Origin of the sequence: Schaalia canis (genome assembly GCF_003858455.1) — a bacterium.
GTDB classification, from domain to species: domain Bacteria; phylum Actinomycetota; class Actinomycetes; order Actinomycetales; family Actinomycetaceae; genus Pauljensenia; species Pauljensenia canis.
In genome coordinates this window covers 170,196-191,823 of record NZ_RQZF01000001.1, presented here as the reverse complement: position 1 = coordinate 191,823, position 21,628 = coordinate 170,196, and the positions used below count along the sequence as shown (strand labels likewise).

Below are 21,628 nucleotides of genomic sequence, written 5' to 3'. Positions count from 1 at the left end.
TTAGCGCCCTCGATACCGAATAGCCTCAATGCTTTATAGAGCTGTGGAAATGCGGGGTGCACAGAGTCTCATGTGGCAGCGTTGCAGCACAGTTCGTTTCTGCCCGCACATGCGTGCGGAAGGGTGTTTCAGGTCTGGCACAATTCAGTGACCTAGGGCACAATGGAGCCATGTCGTACGTAGAGATGCACCCAGAAAACCCTCAGCCCCGTTTCATCACGCGAGCCGTCGACATCCTCAAGCAAGGTGGTACCATCGCCCTGCCCACGGATTCTGGCTATGCCATTGCGACTGCCCTTGGTAACAAGGACGGCATGGACGTCATCCGCTCCATCCGCAAACTCGACGACAAGCACAACTTCTCCCTACTGTGCCACTCCTTCGCCCAACTTGGTGAACTCGTGATCGTCGGTAACTCGGAGTTCCGCACGATCAAAGCGCTGACACCCGGTGCCTATACCTTCATCCTCAAGGGCACAAAGGAAGTGCCCCGTATGACGCTCAATAAGAAGAAGCACACGGTTGGCGTGCGCATCCCCGACCATGTCATCACCCAACGGCTTGTTGAAGCGATGGGGGAGGCGATCCTGTGCTCCACGCTCATCATGCCCGGCGAGGACGAACCCCTCACCGACGGTTTTGAGGTTGATGAGCGCATCGGCAAGCAAGTCGACCTGGTTCTTGTTGGCCCCGTTGGTGAAGCTGAGCCGACAACGGTCATTGATTTCAGCGAAGGTGCCCCGGTAGTGGTTCGCAAGGGAGCAGGCGATACCGACCTCTTCGAATAATCTTTTCAAATACTTTCTTTCTTGAGGGCAATACCTCAGCTCATGCACGCGGCGCAGTGAAACTCCACTGCGCCGCGTGCGTTACCCTGTAGGGGCACATCGTTCCCTCAGTTTCGTTCTAGCGGAGGACCCCTGTGGCCGTTTCAAAGATTTTGCTCTACTACGCATTCGCCCCCATTCCTGACCCGGAAGCACTGCGCCTGTGGCAGCGCGATCTGTGCGAGGGTTTGGGCTTGCGCGGCCGCATCCTCATCTCGCGTTATGGTTTTAACGGCACTGTGGGTGGCGAGCTTGAAGCGATGAAGATCTATCGCCGCAAGACTCGCGAATATCCGGCCTTCCGCGATATCGACTTTAAATGGAGTGAGGGAACGGGCTTGGATGCTGATGGCATGAGCGTGGATTTCCCACGCCTGTCCGTGAAAGTCCGTGACGAGGTCGTCTCCTTCGGCGCCCCTGATGATGTTGAGGTTGGTGCCAATGGCGTGATCGGTGGCGGCACGCACCTTAAACCCCACGAGCTTCACCAGCTTGTCGACGAACGCGGCGATGAGGTGGTGTTCTTTGACGGGCGTAACGCCTGGGAGGCCCGCATTGGCCGTTTTAAGGGTGCGATTATTCCCGATGTGCGCACCAGTCATGACTTCATTGCCGAGATTGAATCCGGCAAATACGACGACATTAAAGACAAACCCGTCGTCACCTACTGCACGGGCGGTATTCGCTGCGAATTGCTCTCCGCCATGATGAAAAAGCGTGGCTTCACCGAGGTCTACCAGATGGATGGCGGTATCGTTCGCTACGGCGAGGCCTACGGCAATGACGGTCTATGGGAAGGCTCGTTAGCGGTCTTTGATGGGCGTGAGGTCATGGATTTCGCCCCTGGTGCAGCGGTCTTATCTACCTGTGATTCCTGTGGTAAACCAACGAATCGTCTGGCTAATTGCACGGATCTGGCGTGCCGTAAGCGCCTGCTGTGCTGTGAGGCCTGCGGTACGGTGAGTTGCCCGGAACACAACTTAGCCGTGGTCTAATTTCTTTCGTGGCACCCTCTTGAATGTTGAGGTGTAGGCAATGAAACTTTGGGGCGTGCATCGCAATGATGCACGCCCCATAGTGTTGCTCGTCAAGCGGGCCTGTTACTCAGGCTGCGAGCTACCTGAAATCAGGCTGCGCGGCGGGTTTCCATCTTCGCCAGAGCTTTCTTTGCTGATTCGGAGGCAAGAACGATGGACGCGCCCAACATAATGGCGTCTTTAATGACCAGGCGGCCGGGAACTGCCAGGTAGGGGAAGCCGTGGTGCTGGTCGCCCAGGTCAGGCACCCAGACCTCGGGGGTGGTGATGAGGAAGGACAGTGTCACCAGGGACATGCCAAAGAGCAGCACGCCACCGAGGGCGCCCAGGGTGGGGGAGAACCAGTGCGCGGCAAGAAGGACAGCGATGACCACGATGGTGATGCCGACGAAGTAAGCGGCAGGGTAGGTACCGTTAGCAATGTGCCACGCTTCCTTGGCGGGGTCAACGGCGCCTTCAGGCATCTTGTTGGCCGCGTAGTTTGCCGGATCGTTCAGCATCCAGCTAAAGAAAGGCGAGTTTGCCATGAAGGGCACGATGCCGCGGCATTCATAGGGGGCGACCTTGAGGACGCCGATCCAGCCCAGAACGACGATGGCACCGATGCGGAGCATGGTCATGCCGATACGGTCCAGGTTGCTGAGGAGGTGGAGGGAGCGGCTGTAGAGGCTCGAAGAGTGTGCAGTGCTCATAGGATGTTGTCCTTCGAATAAGGGGGACGGCTAGTCCCCGTGTTAGCGCTCTTCAGCATAGGAAAGTTTCCACTTTCCTTCACTCTTTTAAGTTCTAGTAATTCTTATAGATTCTCGTGTAATGGGGAGTCATTTTGGCCAAAAATCGCCATTCGCATTCGTAAGTGCTGATGAAAACATGGGCGATAACCGGATTATTTGATGGCAGTCAAATCTCACATATCCGGCTAGGCTAGGACTATGGACCTTTTCGATGCGCACAGCCTGGACAGCTCAGGAGTCCCCGAGTTTTCCACATCCTCACCCCTGGCCGTGCGCATGCGTCCCCGCACGATTGACGAGGTTGTCGGCCAGGGCCACCTTCTCGGAGAGGGCGCCCCCCTGCGTCGCCTCCTTTCTCCCGCAGCGCAGGGACGGCCACCGGCCTCGTCAGTCATCCTGTGGGGCCCACCCGGAACAGGTAAAACCACCCTGGCCTACCTGGTGGCTCAAGCCTCCGGGCGGCGTTTTATCGAAATCTCAGCGGTATCTTCCGGCGTGAAAGACATTCGTGACGCGGTCTCGGCAGCCAAACGACACCTCATGTCAACGGGAGAGGAAACCATCCTCTTTGTTGATGAGGTCCACCGCTTCTCCAAATCTCAGCAGGACTCACTCCTGCCCGCTGTGGAAAACCGTTGGGTGACGCTGGTGGCGGCCACCACTGAGAATCCCTCCTTCTCTGTGATTTCTCCACTGTTGTCGCGCTCACTGCTCCTCACCCTTGAGCCTCTCGAGGAAGCCGACGTCCTCACTTTGCTTGACCGTGCACTCGCTAGCGAGCGCGGCCTGGCAGGAAAGTGGGAGTGCGGTGATGCGGCTCGCCACGCCCTCGTCCGACTTGCTGGCTCCGACGCGCGAAAGGCCCTCACTCTGCTCGAAGCGGCGGCCGGCGCAGCCTCGGAGATGGAAAGCGCTGCAATCGAGGTTGCCCACGTTGAGGCGGCCGCCAACCATGCGCTTGTGCGTTGGGACCAAGACCAGCACTACGACGTTACTTCGGCCTTCATTAAATCCATGCGAGGCTCTGATGTGGACGCAGCCATTCACTACCTCGCTCGGATGATCGAAGCGGGGGAGGACCCTCGCTTCATTGCCCGACGCATTATGATCTGCGCCGCCGAGGATGTCGGCATGGCCGCCCCCGACATCCTTGGCATCACAGTTGCCGCCGCGCAGGCGGTGGCCATGATTGGTATGCCCGAGGCTCGGATACTCTTAGCTGAAGCCGTGGTCGCGGTCGCTACGGCACCAAAGTCCAACGCCGCCTACCTCGCGATTGATAGGGCCTTAGCCGACTTGCGCGCCGGTAAAGGTGGCCCCGTACCACGGCACTTACGCGATGCCCACTACTCGGGAGCAAAGAAGCTCGGTCACGGCCAGGACTACCAATACGCCCACGACGCACCGCACTCAGTAGCCGCGCAGCAGTACCTGCCCGATGACCTTCAGGGCACCGAATACTACACGCCCACACAGAATGGGAATGAGGCGATGATCACGAAGCGCCTAGCGGTGATTAAGGAACTGCTCAACATGCGCTAACATTGCAGGGTTGCCTTTTGCGGGCAACAACCCCTGGGGTCTTAGCCGACATCCGATACTGCGCAGCGGTAAAGGATTGGAGTTGACCCCGTGCTAGTACCACAAGGGTGCTGGCATGACAGAAGAAACAGGAAAGGGCCACCATTATGGCAGGCAACCGCTCCCGCAAGCAGGTGCGCGAATCCCGCGCCCTCGGTCTTGCACTCACCCCTAAGGCAGTGCGCTACTTCGAGAAGCGCCCCTACGGCCCCGGCGAGCACGGCCGTTCACGCCGTCGCCAGGAATCCGACTACGCCGTTCGTCTGAAGGAAAAGCAGCGTCTGCGTGCTCAGTACGGCATCCGCGAGGCTCAGATGCGTCACGCCTTCGAAGAGGCACGTCGCACCGCTGGCCTGACCGGTGAGAACCTCGTTGAGCTCCTCGAAATGCGCCTTGACGCCCTGGTTCTGCGTGCAGGCTTCGCTCGCACCATCCAGCAGGCACGTCAGGTTGTCGTTCACCGTCACATCATGGTTGACGGCAAGATCGTTGACCGCCCCTCCTTCCGCGTCAAGCCCGGCCAGACCATCCAGGTCAAGCCCAAGTCGCAGACCACCGTTCCCTTCGAGATCGCCGCTGCAGGCGTGCACCGTGACGTCCTGCCCGCCGTTCCGGATTACCTGTCCGTCGAGCTTGAGCGCCTCAAGGCCACTCTGGTGCGTCGCCCCAAGCGCGCTGAGGTCCCCGTGACCTGCGACGTCCAGATGGTCGTCGAACACTACTCTCGCTGATAAAGCGCTATTGACGGACCCCGGGAGCATCACCGTGCTCGCGGGGTCCGTCCATTCCCACAGGCGAAAGTTCCTGAACCCACCCGTGCCGTATAAGATGAGGACTCATGCGCACCTCTGAGATTCGTACTCGCTGGCTTGACTACTTTGCTTCCAAGGACCACGAGATCCGCCCCTCCGTCCCGCTGATCTCCCCCGACCCGTCGATCCTGTTCACCATCGCGGGCATGGTTCCTTTTATCCCCTACATCACCGGTGTCGAGCCAGCACCGTGGCCTCGCGCAGCCTCCGTGCAGCGCTGCATCCGAACCAACGACATTGATAACGTTGGCCGCACCACCCGCCACGGCACCTTCTTCCAAATGAATGGCAACTTCTCCTTCGGAGACTACTTCAAGGAAGGCGCCATCGACTTCGCCTGGGAACTCCTCACCGGCTCCCAGGAAGAAGGCTTCTACGGTCTTGACGGCGACCGCATGTGGGTCACTCTCTGGGACGAGGACGCAGAATCCTACGACATCCTCACCCGAAAGATCGGCCTTGATCCGGCGCATATCGTTCGCCTTCCCCGCGAAGAAAACTTCTGGGACACCGGTCAGCCCGGCCCTGCAGGCCCCTGCGCCGAATGGCACTACGACCGCGGTCCCGCCTATGGCCCCGAGGCCGTTGGCGGAACCGTTGACCCCGGTGGCGACCGCTACCTTGAGCTGTGGAACCTCGTCTTTGACCAGTACATGCGTGGCGAAGGCCAGGGTAAGGACTACCCGCTGCTGGGCGAACTCGACAAGAAGGCCATCGACACCGGTGCAGGCCTCGAACGTTTGGCATGCGTCTTGCAGGACAAGCCGAATATGTACGAGATCGATCAGGTGTACCCCGTCATTGCCGCCGTTGAGGAAATGACCGGACGTAAGTACCAGGACGATCCCGAAGCTGACATCCGTATGCGAGTGGTGGCCGACCACATCCGTTCGTCGATGATGCTTATTTCCGATGGTGTTCGCCCTGGAAATGACGGCCGCGGCTACGTCCTGCGTCGTCTCGTGCGTCGCGCCATCCGCTCCATGCGACTCCTGGGCATGGATGCAGCCGCACTGCCCACCCTTTTCCCGGTCTCCCGAGACGCTATGTCTCCCACCTACCCTGAGCTTATCGACAACTGGGACACCATCGCTGACGTTGCCTACGCGGAGGAAGAAGCCTTCCGTCGCACCCTCGCTGCCGGCACCACCATCCTTGACGCCGCAGTGAAGGCTGTGAAGTCTGAGAAGGACCAGGGGGGCCCCGCATTGCTGTCCGGTGAATCAGCATTCACCCTGCATGACACCTACGGATTCCCCATCGACCTGACTTTGGAAATGGCGGCCGAACAGGGCGTCGAGGTCGACGAAGCTGGTTTCCGCGCGCTCATGAATGAGCAGAAGGAACGTGCGCGCGCTGATGCTCGCGCCAAGAAGACCGGCCACACTGACGTTCGGGTGTTCCGCGACATTGAAAAGCAGATGGGTGGCGGCTCCGACTTCGTCGGCTACACCGACGAGGCTTGCGAGGCCGTTGTCGAGGCCCTGCTCGTTGACGGCCTGTCGGCGCCCGCAGCCACTGCTCCGGCAGAAATCGAGGTCATTCTCAACCGCACCCCCTTCTACGCTGAAATGGGTGGCCAGCTCGCCGACCACGGTGTGATTCGTACTGCTGACGGGGCAGTCATTGAGGTGCACGACGTTCAAGCTCCTATTAAGGGCTTGGCCGTTCACCGTGCAAGCCTCACTGAAGGCACTGTGACGGTGGGGGAGAAGGCTTGGGCAGAGATTGACTCCACGCGACGCCTCGCCATTGCCCGCGCGCACACCGCCACCCACATGGTCCACAAGGCGCTGCATGAGATTGTCTCCGAACAGGCCACTCAGGCTGGCTCGGAAAACTCGCCGTCGCGTATGCGATTCGACTTCCGCCATAGCTCTGCGCTGAGCGGTGACCAGATTGGTGAAATCGAATATCGCGTGAACGATCGTCTTGCTGAAGACCTGCCCATCACCACAGAGATCATGAGCATTGACGAGGCTCGCGCAGCTGGAGCAATGGCCCTCTTTGGTGAAAAGTACGGCTCTGAAGTTCGAGTCGTGTCGATTGGCGGCGACTGGTCCAAGGAACTCTGCGTCGGCACCCATGTTCCGGCAACTGGCAATATCGGCCGCGTAGCTCTGCTGGGTGAAGGCTCTATCGGTTCGGGCGTGCGCCGTATTGACGCCCTCGTCGGTGATGGTGCCTACAGCTTCCAGGCCAAGGAGCACGCCCTCGTCTCCCAACTGACCACCATGGTCGGTGGCCGCGCCGACGAACTGCCTGGACGTATTGAGTCTCTTCTGGCAAAGCTCAAGGAAACGGAGCGTGAGCTCGACCAGATTCGCACTGCAGCCGCCCTCGCACGGGGGGCACAGATCGCCGAGCAAGCTGTTCGTCGTGGCAAGGCTCTTGTCGCTGCGCAACTCCTGGGTGATATGCCCTCCGCTGATGCAATCCGCGCTCTTGCCCTTGATGTGCGTGATCGTCTGGGAGATGCTGAGCCCGTTATCGTCGCTCTCATCGGTCTGGTTGGTGGTAAGCCATCGCTGGTGGTCGCCACCAACGAAGCTGCCCGCTCCGACTCCTTCAAGGCGGGTGCCCTCGTTCGTATCGCCTCGAAGATTCTAGGCGGCGGTGGCGGCGGTCGAGACGACGTCGCTCAGGGCGGCGGCACCGACGCAAGCGCAGGCGATAAGGCGGTCTCCGCTCTTGTGGAGGAGATTGGTCGCCAGTGAGCGAAATCCGTCGGGGAGTACGTGTCGGCGTCGATGTAGGAACAGTCCGCATTGGCGTCGCACGTACTGACCCCGAGGGAATCCTCGCAATTCCTGTCGAGACCCTGCAACGCGCAGATGACGGGAGCGAACTTGACCGCCTCGTCGAGATTATTCGCGATTTTTCTGCCATTGAGGTTGTTGTCGGTTTGCCCCGTCATCTCAAAGGAGGCGAGGGCATTTCCGCGAAGGGCGCACGTCGCTACGCCCGGAGAATCTTCCAGAAGGTGCCAGAAGTCCGTGTGTGTATGATTGATGAACGATTAAGCTCTCATCAAGCTCACGAGAGGCTTCGGATGTCTGGGCTCAACGAAAGACACCATCGTCCGATCATTGACCAGGTTGCCGCCCAGATCATTCTCGAAACCGCACTTGAGCATGAGCGGATGAGCGGACGCCTGCCAGGTATTACCATCGACATGGATCATTGAAAGGGAGGAGCCACCATGGTCACGCAGCGCGATCCTGAGATGCCTTTCCCCAGCAGAAGCGAATATCAGCGCAAACTTCGTGAGGCGGAAACTGCCGCACAAGAAGCACTGCAGCCCCAGGTCGAAGAACACACTTCAGGTGCTACTGGCGGCCAACCCGCTGAACCGCGTGAAGAGGCACAAACGCCTGCTCTTCAACCTCCTTCGGCCCCTGTCGATGAAGAACTTCTTGCAGAACAGGCCGCCTACGAGGCCGCTGAACGTGCTGTCGAAGAAGCTCATATGCGCGCTGTTGCGCAAGAGAGCGACGCGCTCCAAACTCAGCCTTCTGAAGCTCCACAAAGGGATTCCTTTCCTCAGGGCCAACAAGAGACTTTCATCCTTGAAGAAACTCGCCCCTATCCTCCTGCTCTCCTCAACCAGGCGTATTCAGCGTTGCCACGCCCAAGCCATAGTGCTCCCCCCGCTGCTGTGTTCTGGGAAGAACCCGAAGAAAAGACTGCCCGTGAGGAGACACCCAGCAACGAACCGACTGGCGTAGATTCGACGGCGTCAGAGGTTTATGACGACAACCCTCTTTTTACGACCTTGACCTCTTCGACACCAGTGGCGGAAGCCTCTGCAGCAGTGCCCTCAGAGACCACTGGCATGCGCTCACGTCGTATTGAGAGTGAACGTGCCAAAGTGAAAAAGCGTCGCATGTGGCGCCGAGTACGCACCGTTATCACCATCTTGCTAGTGCTCGGTCTTATTTCCGGCGCAGTGTGGCTTGCATGGACACAACTCGCTTCCGACAGCACCGCAGAAGAGGTTGACGATTTCGTCGGTGCTGGCCACGGTGAAACACAAGTCACCGTATTCCAAGGCGAATCAGGCTCTGATATTGGTGCCAAACTTGTCGAGGCCGGAGTAGTCAAGAGCACCACAGCCTTCATTCGTGCCTTCGAGGCAAACCAGGCATCCTCTCTGATCTGGCCGGGTACCTATACCCTTCGCCTTGAGATGAGTGCGGCTGACGCGGTCGCAGCGCTTCTCGATGAAGCAAATCGTTTAGATAACACGGTCACCGTGAACCCCGGGCAAACCCTCAATCAGGTGGTCAAGAAGATCACTGAGGTGACCGAGATTAGCGAGGCTGACGTTAGCGCCGCATTGTCTGATACAAAGGCGCTTGGGTTGCCCGATGCTGCTGGAGGAAAAGTTGAGGGCTGGCTTGCTCCGGGTGCTTACGAGGTTTCCCCTAACGAGACAGCACAGAATCTCTTCTCGCAGATGATTGCCGCCCGTATCAAGCAACTTGACGAGCTCAAAGTTCCTGAAGATGCTCGCCAAACCCTGCTGATCAAGGCGTCTATTCTTGAGCGTGAGGTCAATATTGACAGCTACCTTCCAAAGGTCGCTCGCGTGATCGAAAACCGACTGGCCGATCCTGCAGGTGAAACTGTTGGCAAACTGCAAATGGATTCAACTGTTCTTTACGGTGTTGGCAAGACTGGCGGTATTCCAACAGGAGAAGATCTCGCCAACGATAATCCCTACAACACCTACCTGCACCCCGGACTGCCTGCAGCACCTATCGCACAACCTGGTATTGAGGCGATTGAAGCAATGCTGAAGCCCGCCGATGGACCGTGGCTGTACTTTGTCACGATTGATCTTGACACGGGAGAGACGCGCTTTGCTGCGACCAAGGCAGAACACGACGCGAATAAAGCTCTCCTTGACGCGTATTGCGCAGCAAATGCGCCTAAGTGTGAGAAATGAGCTGGGCTGCGGTTATCGGCTCGCCGATCGAACACTCTCTGTCACCGGTGTTGCACCGCGCGGCCTGGGATTCACTGGAGATTCCTCAAAGCTGGGTGTACCGGCGCGTCGAGGTAACCGAGGACGATCTGCCGCCCTTCATGAGCGGTCTTGACGCTACCTGTGTGGGGCTGTCGGTGACAATGCCGTGCAAACAAGCAATTATTCCCCTGTGCGATGCAGTCGACCCGTTGGCCGGAGCTGTCGGAGCCGTTAATACTGTCATCAATGCGGGCGGCTTGCTCACTGGTTTCAACACCGACGTGCACGGGATGGTGGCGGCCATCCGTCAGGCTCGTTCACATGTAGGTTTACCCGCGCCTCGCAGCGCTGTGGTTCTAGGGGCGAGGGCGTCGGCGTCCTCTGCGCTGGCGGCTCTTGGCACTCTTGGGGTCACGGACATTCAAGTGGCTGCGCGTCGCTTTGGCGGCCCCGGCTCAGTAGTCATGGCAGCTACAAAACTCGGTCTTGGTATCGAACACATCCTATGGACCCGCGACGACGACGTTGACGCGGCCATTTGTCAGGCTGACATCGTCATTTCGACAATGCCTGCTGGCGTAACAGACGACCTTGCCTCACGCATCATGTCAAAAGGCCTTGTGCCTCAAGCCAACGCCACTCTTCTTGACATCGTCTATTCCCCGCTTGATACGCCTCTCGTTCAAGCGTGGCGTCATTCGGGTGGAGTTATCGCTCATGGACTTGACATGCTGCTCCATCAGGCTGCCCTCCAGGTGCAGCTCATGACAGGCCGAGAACCTGATCTTTCCGTAATGGAAAGGGCCCTGCGGGAAGCGCTTCCTTCGGGCGCTGAGAATAGTTCCGCGCGACAGCAACGAGCAGGCTTGTGATGGAAACACTGAGTACGGAAGTATCCTTGCTGGTAGCCCTCGTCATGTGGGGACTTGTTGGTTTCTGGATGTCACGGTGGGGATGGCGTATTCAACGACGCTACCTCGCAGAGTTCGACCGGGCGCCCTTATCTCGGACGACAATTACGTGGGTGTCTGCCCTGGTTGGTGCCTTGACTCTCGTAGCCGCACATGAACGCCCCGGTGCTCCTGCCATTGTGGTGGTCGCCATGGTGGGTGTCATCACCTCATGGGTGGATATTACGACGCACCGGCTGCCTCAGCGTTACACCTCTGTCATGGCTGTTGGCGTTCTCGTAGGCTTGGGAACAGCTCTTCTGGTTGATGACGTGGCGCCTCTTCAGCGTCTGGTGTATTCATTGCTTGGCGCTCTGATCTGGTTTGTCCCCCTCTGGATTGGTAACCGTCTACGCAGTGGTATCGGTAGGGGAGACGTCACCCTCGCCCCGGTGCTCGGTGCGATGGTTGGGATGCTCGGACCAGAGCCTGCCTTCGCCTCTTTAGTGCTTACTTTCGTTTCCGCTGGCCTTGCCGCGTTGTGGCTCGTCGTCGTGGAATCGACCTCTGCTCAAACACGGATGGCGTTAGGACCGTGGATGATTGGATCAGCGATTGTCGGACACGTCCTGTGGGGAGTCATCCCGGACTGGCTCGCCTAACGGCAGGACAGATTACCGTAGTCAGGCCGTCAATGTGCAGAATAGACAGACATGAGATCGGCAATGAGCGCATAGTGAAACGGATTAGGCTCTCGTCGCTCCGAGCGTTAGCATCGTGCTGAGGAAAATGATGGGAGGCGCTGAGTGTCCGTCCTCGATGACATTATGGCGGGCGTCCTGAAGGACCTTCACGACCGTGAATCCGTGATTCCAATGGAGGAAATCAAACAGCGTGCCCAGCGTGCGCCGGACGCCATCGACGCCCTGACGCGTTTTCGTTCGCAGGAGGGCGCATGTTCCCTCATTGCTGAGATTAAGCGAGCTTCACTGTCCCAGGGGGCTTTAGCGCCTATCCCTGACCCGGCTGCCTTGGCGTCCATCTACGAGGAAGGAGGTGCCTGCGCTATCTCTGTGCTCACGGAGGGCCGCGTTTTCGAGGGTTCTCTTGCCGACTTGGATGCAGTGCGTGCAGTGGTGAGTGTTCCGATTCTCCGCAAAGATGTGATCGTTACGCCCTACCAGGTTCATGAAGCGCGAGCTCACGGCGCTGACATGGTGCTTCTTATTGCGGCGGCCCTTGAACAACCAGCGTTGGTTTCACTCCTTGAGCGCATTCACTCTCTTGGCATGACAGCTCTGGTGGAGGCACATTCGCGTCTGGAGGCCCTGCGTGCACTGGATGCAGGTGCTCAACTGATTGGCGTGAATGCACGTGACCTGACGACACTGGAAGTTGACCGTGACGTCATCGAGCAGGTTATTGATGTCATCCCATCTGACGTCATTGCCGTCGCTGAATCCTCTGTCTGTGGCCCTCATGACGTCTCTGAGTTCGCCAAATGGGGTGCGGACGCCGTCCTCGTTGGTGAGGCGCTTGTCACCTCACCAAATCCTTTAGAGGCCGTACGAGACATGGTTTCAGCCGGTCAACATCCAGCTTTACGCACCGATAGGAAAGCCCGTGTGCGGGCCGCTCGCCAGGACGATCACTAACCAGGGGCCGTTCTGCCATGATTGACGTGAAACCGTGCGCCGATCCTCGGTTGTACTATTCACGGTGTCGTTGAATACGCGTCGAAGGAAAGTTCATGCACTCACTTCAACTGTTACCCATGCCAATCCCCTCACCTTCACAAAGCGTGTGGTGGATCGGCCCTATTCCTTTGCGCGCATACGGCATTCTCATCGTGCTGGGGATGTTTGTTGCCATTTACATCGGTAAGAAACGTTATGCCCAACGGGGTGGTGATGGCGAGCTGCTCTACGACATTGCCATGTGGGCTATTCCTCTGGGGATTGTCGGTGCCCGTCTTTACCATGTCATCACTACCCCTGATGATTTCTTCTCTTCGTGGGAGGCAATGGCTTCTATCCCGAAGATCTGGGAAGGCGGCCTAGCAATCTGGGGCGGCGTGAGCGCGGGTGCGTTGGGGGCGTGGATTGCTGTCCGGCGAGCCGGGCAACGTATCGGCCCAGTGGCTGATTCTCTTGCCCCCGCTATTCTCGTGGCGCAGGCCATTGGCCGCTGGGGTAACTGGGCAAATCAGGAGCTTTTTGGCTCACCCACGACTCTTCCCTGGGGGCTGCAAATTGATGATGCGCATCTTCCCCCCGGATACGAGTCAGGTACCCTGTTCCATCCAACATTCCTGTACGAGTCCTTGTGGAACATCACGATGGCAGTCGTGATCGTCATTCTTGATCGTCGTTGTCGATTCCGTTCAGGCCAAGTTTTCACGCTCTATCTCATCGCCTACGGCACGGGGCGCATCATTATGGAGACGATGCGCTTGGATGAAGCGCACGAGTACCTGGGGATCCGACTCAATGCGTGGACGTCAATTGGCGCAATACTTCTTGCCTGCGTTCTGTTTGCGTACTTCCAACGTCGTCATCAGCCAACCTCTTTGACCGTTGAAGAACGCGAACGAGCTCTCCAGCGGGCTCAGGAACGGCGAGAGCGTGAAGAAAAAGGTTCCCATGGCGGTCGCCACGCAGACAGCTCGGACACAGGTGTCTCTCACACCGAGCCGGAGGAAGTATCACCCGTGGATGAAAAGAGTGATGACTCAGCAGCCGGAGCCGGACGATAAGAGGTGTGTGCTGCGTTGCTTATTCGCTATTCGCCGACCATGTCGATAGAGGAAAACGTCTCAGGACGATAGGATAGACCCCATGCGCCGAGCAAAAATCGTATGTACCCTTGGACCTGCAACTTCGTCTCCTGAACAGGTTCAGGCACTTGTTGACGCGGGAATGGATGTTGCCCGTATTAACCGTTCCCACGGCACCCCCGAAGAACACGAGGCGATGATTGAACGTGTTCGTCGCGCATCCCAGACTTCCGGCCGTGCGGTTGCCATCCTCGTAGATCTCCAGGGCCCCAAGATTCGTCTTGAAACCTTCGCGGAAGGCCCCCAGTACCTCGAGATTGGTGATATTTTCACTATCACCATCGAGGACGTCCCCGGAACCAAAGAACGCGTCGGCACAACATTCAAGGGTCTACCCGGTGACTGCCGTCCCGGTGACCGACTGCTTATTGATGACGGAAATGTCGCTGTTCGCGTCATGGAGGTCACTGACACTGACGTTGTAACACGTGTCGAGGTTCCCGGTTACGTGTCTGACCACAAGGGATTAAACCTTCCCGGTGTGGCTGTTTCAGTACCAGCCCTGTCGGATAAAGACCGCGAGGACCTTCGCTGGGGCCTGCGTGTCGGCGCTGACTTTATCGCTCTGTCCTTCGTCCGCAATGCTCGTGACGTCGAAGATGTCCACGCAATCATGGACGAAGAAGGCGTACGCCGCCCTGTCATTGCCAAGATCGAAAAGCCGCAGGCCGTTGATGCCATTGATGAGATTGTCGAAGCCTTCGACGGCATCATGGTTGCTCGTGGTGACCTGGGCGTTGAAATGCCGCTGGAAGTTGTTCCTCTCGTCCAAAAGCGTGCCATTGAGCTTGCCCGCCGCGCTGCCAAGCCAGTTATCGTGGCAACGCAGGTTATGGATTCCATGATTAAGAACCCTCGACCGACACGAGCCGAGGCTTCTGACTGTGCTAATGCCATCCTTGACGGTGCTGATGCGGTTATGCTGTCAGGCGAAACGTCGGTGGGCGCGTTCCCGATCGAGGCTGTTCGCACCATGGCACGCATTATTGAGAACACAGAGGAAAATGGTGGCGAGAGGATTGCTTCCCTTGGCGCTTTCATTCCCGATCGTCCATCGGTCATTTGCCAGGCGGCATCGGCAATCGGTGAACGCCTTGAGGCCAAGTATCTGGTGACCTTCAGTCAGACGGGTTCGACCGCACGCCGCATGTCTCGTCTACGTACGGCAATCCCGATGCTTGCCTTCACCCCCCTGGAGTCAACGCGCCGTCAGCTTGCACTGTCCTGGGGTGTCCAGACCTACCGTGTCCCCGAGGTCCGTCATACCGACGACATGGTGTGGCAAGTGGATCAGGTTGTGCAATCGGCTCGCCTTGCAGAGGTCGGAGACGAGCTTGTCATCGTCGCAGGTATGCCTCCGGGCACTGCCGGATCTTCCAACCTCATTCGTGTTCACCAGGTTGGTGACGAGGTCGACTACTCTGTTGGTGGTTCAGCTCAAGCCTGAGATCCTCGCAACTAAATACAAAAATATGCTGCCTCGGGTTGCGTTTAGTGCCCTGAGGTGGCATATTTCTATATGAAGGCCTATGAAGCCTTCATCATTTGGTGTGCATTCACGCTGTACCGCATTGCTATTGCGCTCAGTCCATTCCCTCGAGAATGCCACCACTCTCTCCTGCTGCCCACACAATGCATGTGGATGTGCACATGCATACGGGTTTTCACCACATTTTGATTGCGGTGCATCAATGGCTGGCATGGTCCACCCGATTGAGCCATGGAGAGTAGCTGATGTGTGAAACACTTCAGCGTTTCTTGATCGTCAGTTGAGTTGCCTGTGCGACATCTGCACATACTTCCTGGCGATGACGAAGAAGATGATAGTGAGAAGATGATGAACGAAGTGAATATGACAACAACTGTTTCGGTCTACGACCTGAACTTTGACCGCCAAGCTAAAAACCTGAGCGTCAGCAATCTGTCCGATGCTGTTCGCCCCTGGTTTGAAGATTGGAGTGACGCGTCAATTCGCAATGCGATTGCGAATCTCGATGTCCCGGCTTTAAGGGACGAAGCAGCCGAGTATCTGGGGCTTGAACTCCAGATCGCTGCCTAAACAAGGGCATAATGGTGGGCCACCCCTAACAACGGGGTGGCCCACCATTCATCTAACGGCACTTATAGCCCGTCCAACAGCTCTTTACGAGACAGGCTCGAAGAATCAACGCTGGGGGAAGCAGGAAGGAATTAATCCTCGACCTGGGCGATAACCGCGTCCGCGACTTCGCGCATTGAGAGGCGACGATCCATGGAGGTCTTCTGGATCCAACGGAAGGCCTCAGGCTCAGTCATGCCCATATTCTTCATCAGCAAGCCCTTGGCACGATCGACACGCTTGCGCGTTTCAAAACGGTCAGAGAGATCAGCGATTTCTTCTTCCAGGGACTCAATTTCCTGATGACGTGAGATAGCAATCTCTACGGCAGGAATGAGGTCAGCCGGGCTGAAAGGCTTGACAACGTAGGCCATAGCTCCGGCATCGCGGGCGCGTTCTACGAGCTCAGTTTGGCTAAAGGCTGTGAGCATCACAACAGCGCAGGAAAGTTCCTTCAAAATCTTTTCTGCAGCGGAGATGCCGTCCATTTTCGGCATCTTGACGTCCATGACACAAAGATCAGGCTCATGCTCAAGAGCAAGCTGAACAGCTTCCTCGCCGTCAGCAGCCTCAGCAATGACGTCAAAGCCTGCCGCTGTAAGAGTTTCGACGATGTCGAGACGAATAAGGCTCTCGTCTTCAGCAACTAGAACTCGGCGTGGTTCGTTTAGCTCGGATGTCATTTCGGTTCCTCGGTTTGTCTGGATTGCGACTCTATCCTATCCTTGTTGGAGCGCATTTGCGTATAGCCCCGATAGCCCAATTGGCAGAGGCGGTCGGCTCAAACCCGGCTTGTTGTGAGTTCGAATCTCACTCGGGGTACTTGGCAAGAACGCGCAGCATCCTCAAGGGATGCTGCGCGTTCTTCTGTTTGTGGCTATTTTCCCTCTCCTTCGGGCCTGATCGAGACTCTGAGGAGTCCGCAGCAATCCTTTGCCGCTCATTTGCTCTGTGAGGTGCACTGAGAAGTTCAGCCCGGACCTGGTCGGCATTTCCGATGCTGTGTGAAGTGTGCTACAGATATTGTCTAAGGCCTTCCCGCAGCGGGTGCCCTCCTCAACAACCCATCACACACTTGAGGCAGTTCTATGACCTTCCCTCGTTCTCTTCAGGGTGCCAAAGCGGCCACTATCGTCGGCGTCGGTATCCTCGCCGTCGTCGCGTTAGCAATCGTCATCGCAAGGCCAAGGATCCTCATTGGCATTGCCATTCTTGCTGGGGGCATACTCTGGCTTAAATCAATGCAGCGCACACGAACCTTGACTCGCCGCAAACTCGTTGGCGCAATCAGCGTGGCGACCATCGGAGCACTCATGAGTGTGAATGCTCTTGCCGTTCAGCCAGATTCAGAAAGCACAGACACTCACTTGTTGACCGCGCAGTCCACAGCCGCACCAGAAAGTCAACAAAGTACAGATTCCGCGGTCGGTGGACAGTCATCTTCAGTTCCTCAAAGTGGTTCAGAAGACGACGATGACGCGGATGAAGTGGTTGGTGAAGGCGTCCCTTTGGCGGCAGCATCAGTGCGGGCTTTGCCAGCAACCTGGAAAGAACACGTAGACGTACGCGCAACGCGCCGACTCCTCGATGCTCTTGCAGTGAAAGGACGAGCACCCAAAACCGGCTACTCCCGGGAGCAATTTGGGCAACGCTGGGCAGACATTGACCGCAACGGCTGCGATACACGTAATGACATCCTTGCCAGAGACCTCACAGACCTGCGCGTAAAACCTGGGACACGAGAATGTGTCGTCGTCTCAGGAAAGCTATCCGACCCCTACACCGGAAAAGAAATTCTCTTCCAGAAGGGGCGCAGCAGTTCAAAGAAAGTTCAGATCGATCACGTCGTCTCCCTCTCTGATGCCTGGCAAAAAGGCGCTCAGCAGATGGCAGAGAAAAGCCGCTTAGCGTTCGCGAACGACCCCATTAACCTTTTGGCAGTTGACGGGCCGAGTAACCAGAATAAAGGTGACGGAGATGCAGCAACTTGGTTACCCAAGAACAAAGCCTTCCGCTGTACCTACGTCGACCTACAGATTCGCGTGAAGGCGAAATACGGCCTGTGGGTCACCCAGGCCGAAAAAGATGCGATGATTCGCGTCCTCGACACATGCGCGCCGACCTCGCCGGAAAGTGCAGCACCCGCGCAGAACAACACGTCGCCGGCCGCGAACGAGGTGCCTTCCGAGCCTGCTCCCGCCAAGGATACGAGCACGCAGATCCATGGGCTGGTCAGCGAGCCGAGCCCTGCTCCCACCTTCGAGGAGCCGACGCCAGAACCCGTGCCCGAACCTGAACCGGTGTATGAAGAACCGGTCGTTGAGCAGCCTTCCTTCGAGTACGCGAATTGCTGCGCCGTGTGGCAAGCTCTCGGCCGTTCCATTTGGGTGGGCGAGCCCGGTTTCCATTCCGCACTTGATGGTAATGGGGATGGCGAAGGGTGCGAGCGCCGCCCAAGGAATTGCCACTGACACTCAGGAGGTTTGATTCCCCGCCTCGTTACTCAGCGCGGCGGGGGATCAATCGATTAGAGATCCTTGCTGTCGAAATGAGGCGACCCTTCTCATCTTCAATTCGCACCAGGTGAACAGTGGAGGTGCGCCCGAGGTGTTCAGGGACTGCTGTTGCTGTCACCATCCCCTCGCGGGCAGTACGAAGATGTGAAATCGAAAGCTCCACCCCAACAACGATGGTGTGATCGTCCGTCACAGTGGTAGAGGCAGCGAGGGAGCCGGCGGTTTCTGCCAAGGCTGCAGTTGCACCGCCATGCAGGATTCCAACGCGCTGCGTATTGCCCGCCACAGGCATGCGCACCACGGTTCGTTCAACACGATGTTCGAGGACTTCCATTCCCATGCGTTCCATGAGGGTTCCAGGGAATGTGAGACCCACCGCATGTTCGTAGAGTGAGTCGGGCGAGTGTTTCGCCGAGTGTTTTTCGCTCATGGCATCTAGGGTGTCATGTGTGAAGGACACTCTGCTAATAATTGACGGTCACTCGATGGCGTTTCGCGCTTTCTACGCTCTGCCGGCTGAAAACTTCCGCACATCGACAGGGCAGCACACAAACGCCGTCTATGGCTTTATTTCAATGCTCGTTCGCCTCATCGAGACCGAAAAGCCAAGCCATATCGCCGTCGCTTTCGATCTTTCACGTCATTCATTCCGCACTGAGATTTATCCCGAATACAAGGGCACCCGCGACGCCACACCTGAAGAGTTCAAGGGACAGGTTGAGCTCATTCAAGAAGTCCTTGCCGACATGGGAATTCAGTCACTGACGAAAGAAGGGTACGAGGCAGATGACATCCTTGCGACCCTAGCGTTCCAAGGAAATGAACGACAGTGGCATGTCCTTGTTGCCTCAGGGGATCGTGATTCCTTCCAGCTTGTGACCGACAATGTCACGGTCCTTTATCCCGGTATGAGCACCGCAGACCTGCGCTATATGACGCCTGAGGCTGTCGAATCGAAATACGGAGTTCCTCCCTCTCGTTATCCCGAGCTAGCCGCCTTGGTGGGGGAGAAGTCCGATAATCTTCCGGGTGTTCCTGGCGTTGGCCCAAAGACGGCCGCCCAGTGGATCGTGAAGTATGACGGGCTTGAGAATCTTCTCAACCGTGCTGATGAAATCGGCGGTAAACGTGGGGAAGCACTACGAGAGCACTCCGATGATGTGCGCCGTAACCGGCAGCTTAACCATCTGTTGACCGACCTGGATGTCGGCGTGAACCTCGATGACTTACTCAGAGGGCCAACCAATCGTCAGGGGATTAATGCACGCTTTGATGCGTTGGAGTTCGGTGGGTTGCGTGAGCGCGTGTTTGCGACTTCGTTGCCTTCAGCCGCTGCAACCATCGAGATGAGGGAGGAGAGCGTTGCCAGTTCTGAGGCCTCCTCAACGGATGAGAGCGCTCAGGAAGGTGCACAGACTGATCCTCTGAGCCCTCTGGTTGACATCCTCCCTCTGGAGGTAGAGTCCTTGTCTGCCCATGCGCATGCCCGTCAGGGCCACCCCTGGGCATTGACTGTGCGCGGTCAGACAGCCCCTGCGCGCGGAGAGGCTCACGCTCTTGCCCTCGCCTGCGACGGTGTTGCCTTTGTTCTTGACTGCGTCGAGGCTAGTGCCGAACAACTCCGAGCCTGTGCTGACATCATTGAACGCGTGCCTCTTGTGACTCACGATGGTAAGGCAACATGGCATGCTCTACGCGGCATTGGTCTTGAATGTCCCACACCGATCTTCGACACTGAGCTTGCTGCCTATCTGCTTCGTCCTGAGCAGCGTTCCTACGACATTGACACCCTCGCGGAGCTTTATCTGGATTACCGCGTTGTGAGTGCTGACAGTGGCGATGACGGTGGCTTATTTGCGTTATCCGAGGATGGCCAGGTTGTCTCAGATGGACTACAGCAACTCGGTGCCCATGCAGGGGTTCTTCTTGCTCTTGAGCCGGTGCTTTCAGCTCAGTTAAGGAAGGATAACGCGGCACAACTGCTTACCGACATGGAGCTTCCTGTTCAACGCACGCTTGCCGCTATGGAAGATCGCGGCATTGCGGTGGACACGGGGGCTCTCGATGATCTTTCCTCCTCGTTGGGACGGGACGTTGAGCGCGCGCAAACAGAGGCATGGCGGGTAATCGGCCACGAAGTGAATTTGTCCAGCCCTAAGCAGCTTCAGGTGGTGCTCTTTGACGAGTTAAACCTGCCAAAGACGAAGAAAACGAAGACTGGCTACACCACTAATGCTGAGGCATTGCAGGCTCTGTTTGACCAGACCGGCCATCCTTTCCTTGAGCATCTTCTTGCTCACCGTGATCGCATCAAGCTCAAGCAGATGGTGGAGACGTTGCGTCACACAGTAGGTGACGACGAACGCATTCATTCAACGTTCTCTCAGGTGGTGGCCGCGACCGGACGTTTGGCCTCATCGGAACCTAATCTTCAAAATATTCCGACGCGTACCGATGCTGGGCGTCAAATCCGTGATGCTTTCGTAGCTGGTGTCGGCTTTGACGCTTTGTTGAGTGCTGATTATTCACAGATTGAGATGCGCATTATGGCGCACCTGTCGCAAGACGCTGGGCTAATTGAGGCGTTTAACTCGGGGGAGGATTTGCACCGCACGATGGCAGCAATGGTCTTCCACACTCCTGTTGACGAGGTGACTCCTGAGCAGCGTTCACGGATTAAGGCAACCTCTTATGGTCTGGCCTACGGGCTTTCTGCCTTCGGTCTTTCTCAGCAGTTGAAGATCTCGGTGGGGGAGGCTGGTGAGCTTCGTGAGAGATACTTCCAACGCTTCGGTGGCGTTCAGCGTTATCTTGCTGACATTGTTGAGCAGGCGCGCATTGATGGTTACACCCAGACCATGTTCGGTAGGCGTCGCTATCTTCCTGATTTGAACTCGCCTAATCGACAGCTTCGTGAGATGGCTGAACGCGCTGCGCTTAATGCACCGATTCAGGGAAGCGCTGCCGACATCATTAAGATCGCGATGGTTGAGGTTGAAAACTCGCTGGTCAACGCGGGTCTGCGTTCTCGTTTACTTGTTCAGATTCATGATGAACTTCTCCTGGAGGTCCGTGATGAGGAACGGGATGCGGTCGAGAGCATGGTGCGTGAGCACATGGGAGCGGCGGTGTCGATGAGCGTGCCATTGGAGGTTGCCGTTGGGTGGGGACGTAGCTGGAAAGATGCCGCCCACTGAGACGCGCGCGTCAAGTGCGTGTAGGAATCGGCGAAGGCTGTTAGGATGATAGAGGTGCCCAATCTGGGTTGCGTGCGTAACCGTGGATAGGCGCCAGAATTGTCCATCTATCTATCCAGTCCGTTTCG

18 protein-coding genes and 1 tRNA gene are annotated in these 21,628 nt (G+C 57.3%); 16 read left to right on the top strand and 3 right to left on the bottom strand.

Annotated features, from left to right (window positions below; all coding sequences use genetic code 11):
- Nucleotides 1-170: 170 nt before the first annotated feature.
- Entirely contained in the window at nt 171-788 is a 618-nt protein-coding gene (locus EII11_RS00820) for an L-threonylcarbamoyladenylate synthase (RefSeq protein WP_124867626.1), read from the top strand.
- 134 nt (nt 789-922) lie between these two features.
- Nucleotides 923-1,822 (top strand): oxygen-dependent tRNA uridine(34) hydroxylase TrhO, encoded by a 900-nt coding sequence (gene trhO, locus EII11_RS00815; RefSeq protein ID WP_124867624.1) that lies wholly within the window; start codon nt 923-925, stop codon nt 1,820-1,822.
- Between the two features lie 131 nt (nt 1,823-1,953).
- Here trhO and EII11_RS00810 read toward each other — a convergent pair whose 3' ends face one another.
- Entirely contained in the window at nt 1,954-2,556 is a 603-nt protein-coding gene (locus tag EII11_RS00810) for a DUF417 family protein (protein WP_124867622.1), read from the bottom strand.
- Nucleotides 2,557-2,796: 240 nt separating this feature from the next.
- Between EII11_RS00810 and EII11_RS00805 the strand changes: the two genes are divergently transcribed.
- From EII11_RS00805 to EII11_RS00755, 11 genes are all read left to right on the top strand, one after another.
- Complete coding sequence (locus EII11_RS00805; protein ID WP_124867620.1) at nt 2,797-4,140, top strand: replication-associated recombination protein A; 1,344 nt, start codon at nt 2,797-2,799, stop codon at nt 4,138-4,140.
- Nucleotides 4,141-4,286: 146 nt separating this feature from the next.
- A complete protein-coding gene (gene rpsD, locus EII11_RS00800) occupies nt 4,287-4,910 on the top strand; it encodes a 30S ribosomal protein S4 (protein WP_124867618.1) in 624 nt (207 codons plus the stop codon).
- A gap of 107 nt (nt 4,911-5,017) precedes the next feature.
- Entirely contained in the window at nt 5,018-7,708 is a 2,691-nt protein-coding gene (gene alaS, locus EII11_RS00795; RefSeq protein ID WP_124867616.1) for an alanine--tRNA ligase, read from the top strand.
- A 5-nt stretch (nt 7,709-7,713) separates the two neighbouring features.
- Nucleotides 7,714-8,178 carry a Holliday junction resolvase RuvX gene (gene ruvX, locus EII11_RS00790; protein WP_124868250.1) on the top strand — a complete coding sequence of 155 codons (465 nt, stop codon included), beginning with the start codon at nt 7,714-7,716 and terminating at the stop codon, nt 8,176-8,178.
- A 15-nt stretch (nt 8,179-8,193) separates the two neighbouring features.
- Nucleotides 8,194-9,942 carry an endolytic transglycosylase MltG gene (gene mltG / locus EII11_RS10800; protein ID WP_240622994.1) on the top strand — a complete coding sequence of 583 codons (1,749 nt, stop codon included), beginning with the start codon at nt 8,194-8,196 and terminating at the stop codon, nt 9,940-9,942.
- Nucleotides 9,939-10,835 (top strand): shikimate dehydrogenase, encoded by an 897-nt coding sequence (locus EII11_RS00780; RefSeq protein WP_124867614.1) that lies wholly within the window; start codon nt 9,939-9,941, stop codon nt 10,833-10,835. The genes mltG and EII11_RS00780 overlap by 4 nt, the downstream gene beginning before the upstream one ends.
- Nucleotides 10,835-11,515, top strand: a complete 681-nt coding sequence (locus EII11_RS00775) for a prepilin peptidase (protein ID WP_124867612.1) — start codon at nt 10,835-10,837, stop codon at nt 11,513-11,515. The genes EII11_RS00780 and EII11_RS00775 overlap by 1 nt, the downstream gene beginning before the upstream one ends.
- A gap of 144 nt (nt 11,516-11,659) precedes the next feature.
- Nucleotides 11,660-12,508, top strand: a complete 849-nt coding sequence (gene trpC / locus EII11_RS00770) for an indole-3-glycerol phosphate synthase TrpC (protein WP_124867610.1) — start codon at nt 11,660-11,662, stop codon at nt 12,506-12,508.
- 95 nt (nt 12,509-12,603) lie between these two features.
- Nucleotides 12,604-13,608 (top strand): prolipoprotein diacylglyceryl transferase, encoded by a 1,005-nt coding sequence (gene lgt / locus EII11_RS00765; protein WP_205649185.1) that lies wholly within the window; start codon nt 12,604-12,606, stop codon nt 13,606-13,608.
- 82 nt (nt 13,609-13,690) lie between these two features.
- Complete coding sequence (pyk, locus tag EII11_RS00760; RefSeq protein ID WP_124867608.1) at nt 13,691-15,136, top strand: pyruvate kinase; 1,446 nt, start codon at nt 13,691-13,693, stop codon at nt 15,134-15,136.
- Between the two features lie 405 nt (nt 15,137-15,541).
- Nucleotides 15,542-15,748, top strand: coding sequence for a hypothetical protein (locus tag EII11_RS00755; protein ID WP_124867606.1), 207 nt, complete (start codon nt 15,542-15,544; stop codon nt 15,746-15,748).
- Nucleotides 15,749-15,879: 131 nt separating this feature from the next.
- Here EII11_RS00755 and EII11_RS00750 read toward each other — a convergent pair whose 3' ends face one another.
- Nucleotides 15,880-16,470 carry an ANTAR domain-containing response regulator gene (locus EII11_RS00750; RefSeq protein ID WP_124867604.1) on the bottom strand — a complete coding sequence of 197 codons (591 nt, stop codon included), beginning with the start codon at nt 16,468-16,470 and terminating at the stop codon, nt 15,880-15,882.
- Nucleotides 16,471-16,535: 65 nt separating this feature from the next.
- On the opposite strand from EII11_RS00750, the gene EII11_RS00745 reads away from it, so the two are divergent.
- Nucleotides 16,536-16,609 (top strand) — tRNA-Leu (locus tag EII11_RS00745).
- 266 nt (nt 16,610-16,875) lie between these two features.
- Nucleotides 16,876-18,258, top strand: coding sequence for a GmrSD restriction endonuclease domain-containing protein (locus EII11_RS10955; protein ID WP_420820431.1), 1,383 nt, complete (start codon nt 16,876-16,878; stop codon nt 18,256-18,258).
- A gap of 28 nt (nt 18,259-18,286) precedes the next feature.
- Here EII11_RS10955 and EII11_RS00735 read toward each other — a convergent pair whose 3' ends face one another.
- Nucleotides 18,287-18,733: a PaaI family thioesterase gene (locus EII11_RS00735; protein ID WP_124867602.1), complete on the bottom strand. Its 447-nt coding sequence runs from the start codon at nt 18,731-18,733 to the stop codon at nt 18,287-18,289.
- Here EII11_RS00735 and polA point away from each other — a divergent pair.
- Nucleotides 18,732-21,500 carry a DNA polymerase I gene (polA, locus tag EII11_RS00730; protein ID WP_205649184.1) on the top strand — a complete coding sequence of 923 codons (2,769 nt, stop codon included), beginning with the start codon at nt 18,732-18,734 and terminating at the stop codon, nt 21,498-21,500. The two genes, EII11_RS00735 and polA, sit on opposite strands and share 2 nt — an antisense overlap.
- Nucleotides 21,501-21,628: the final 128 nt, after the last annotated feature.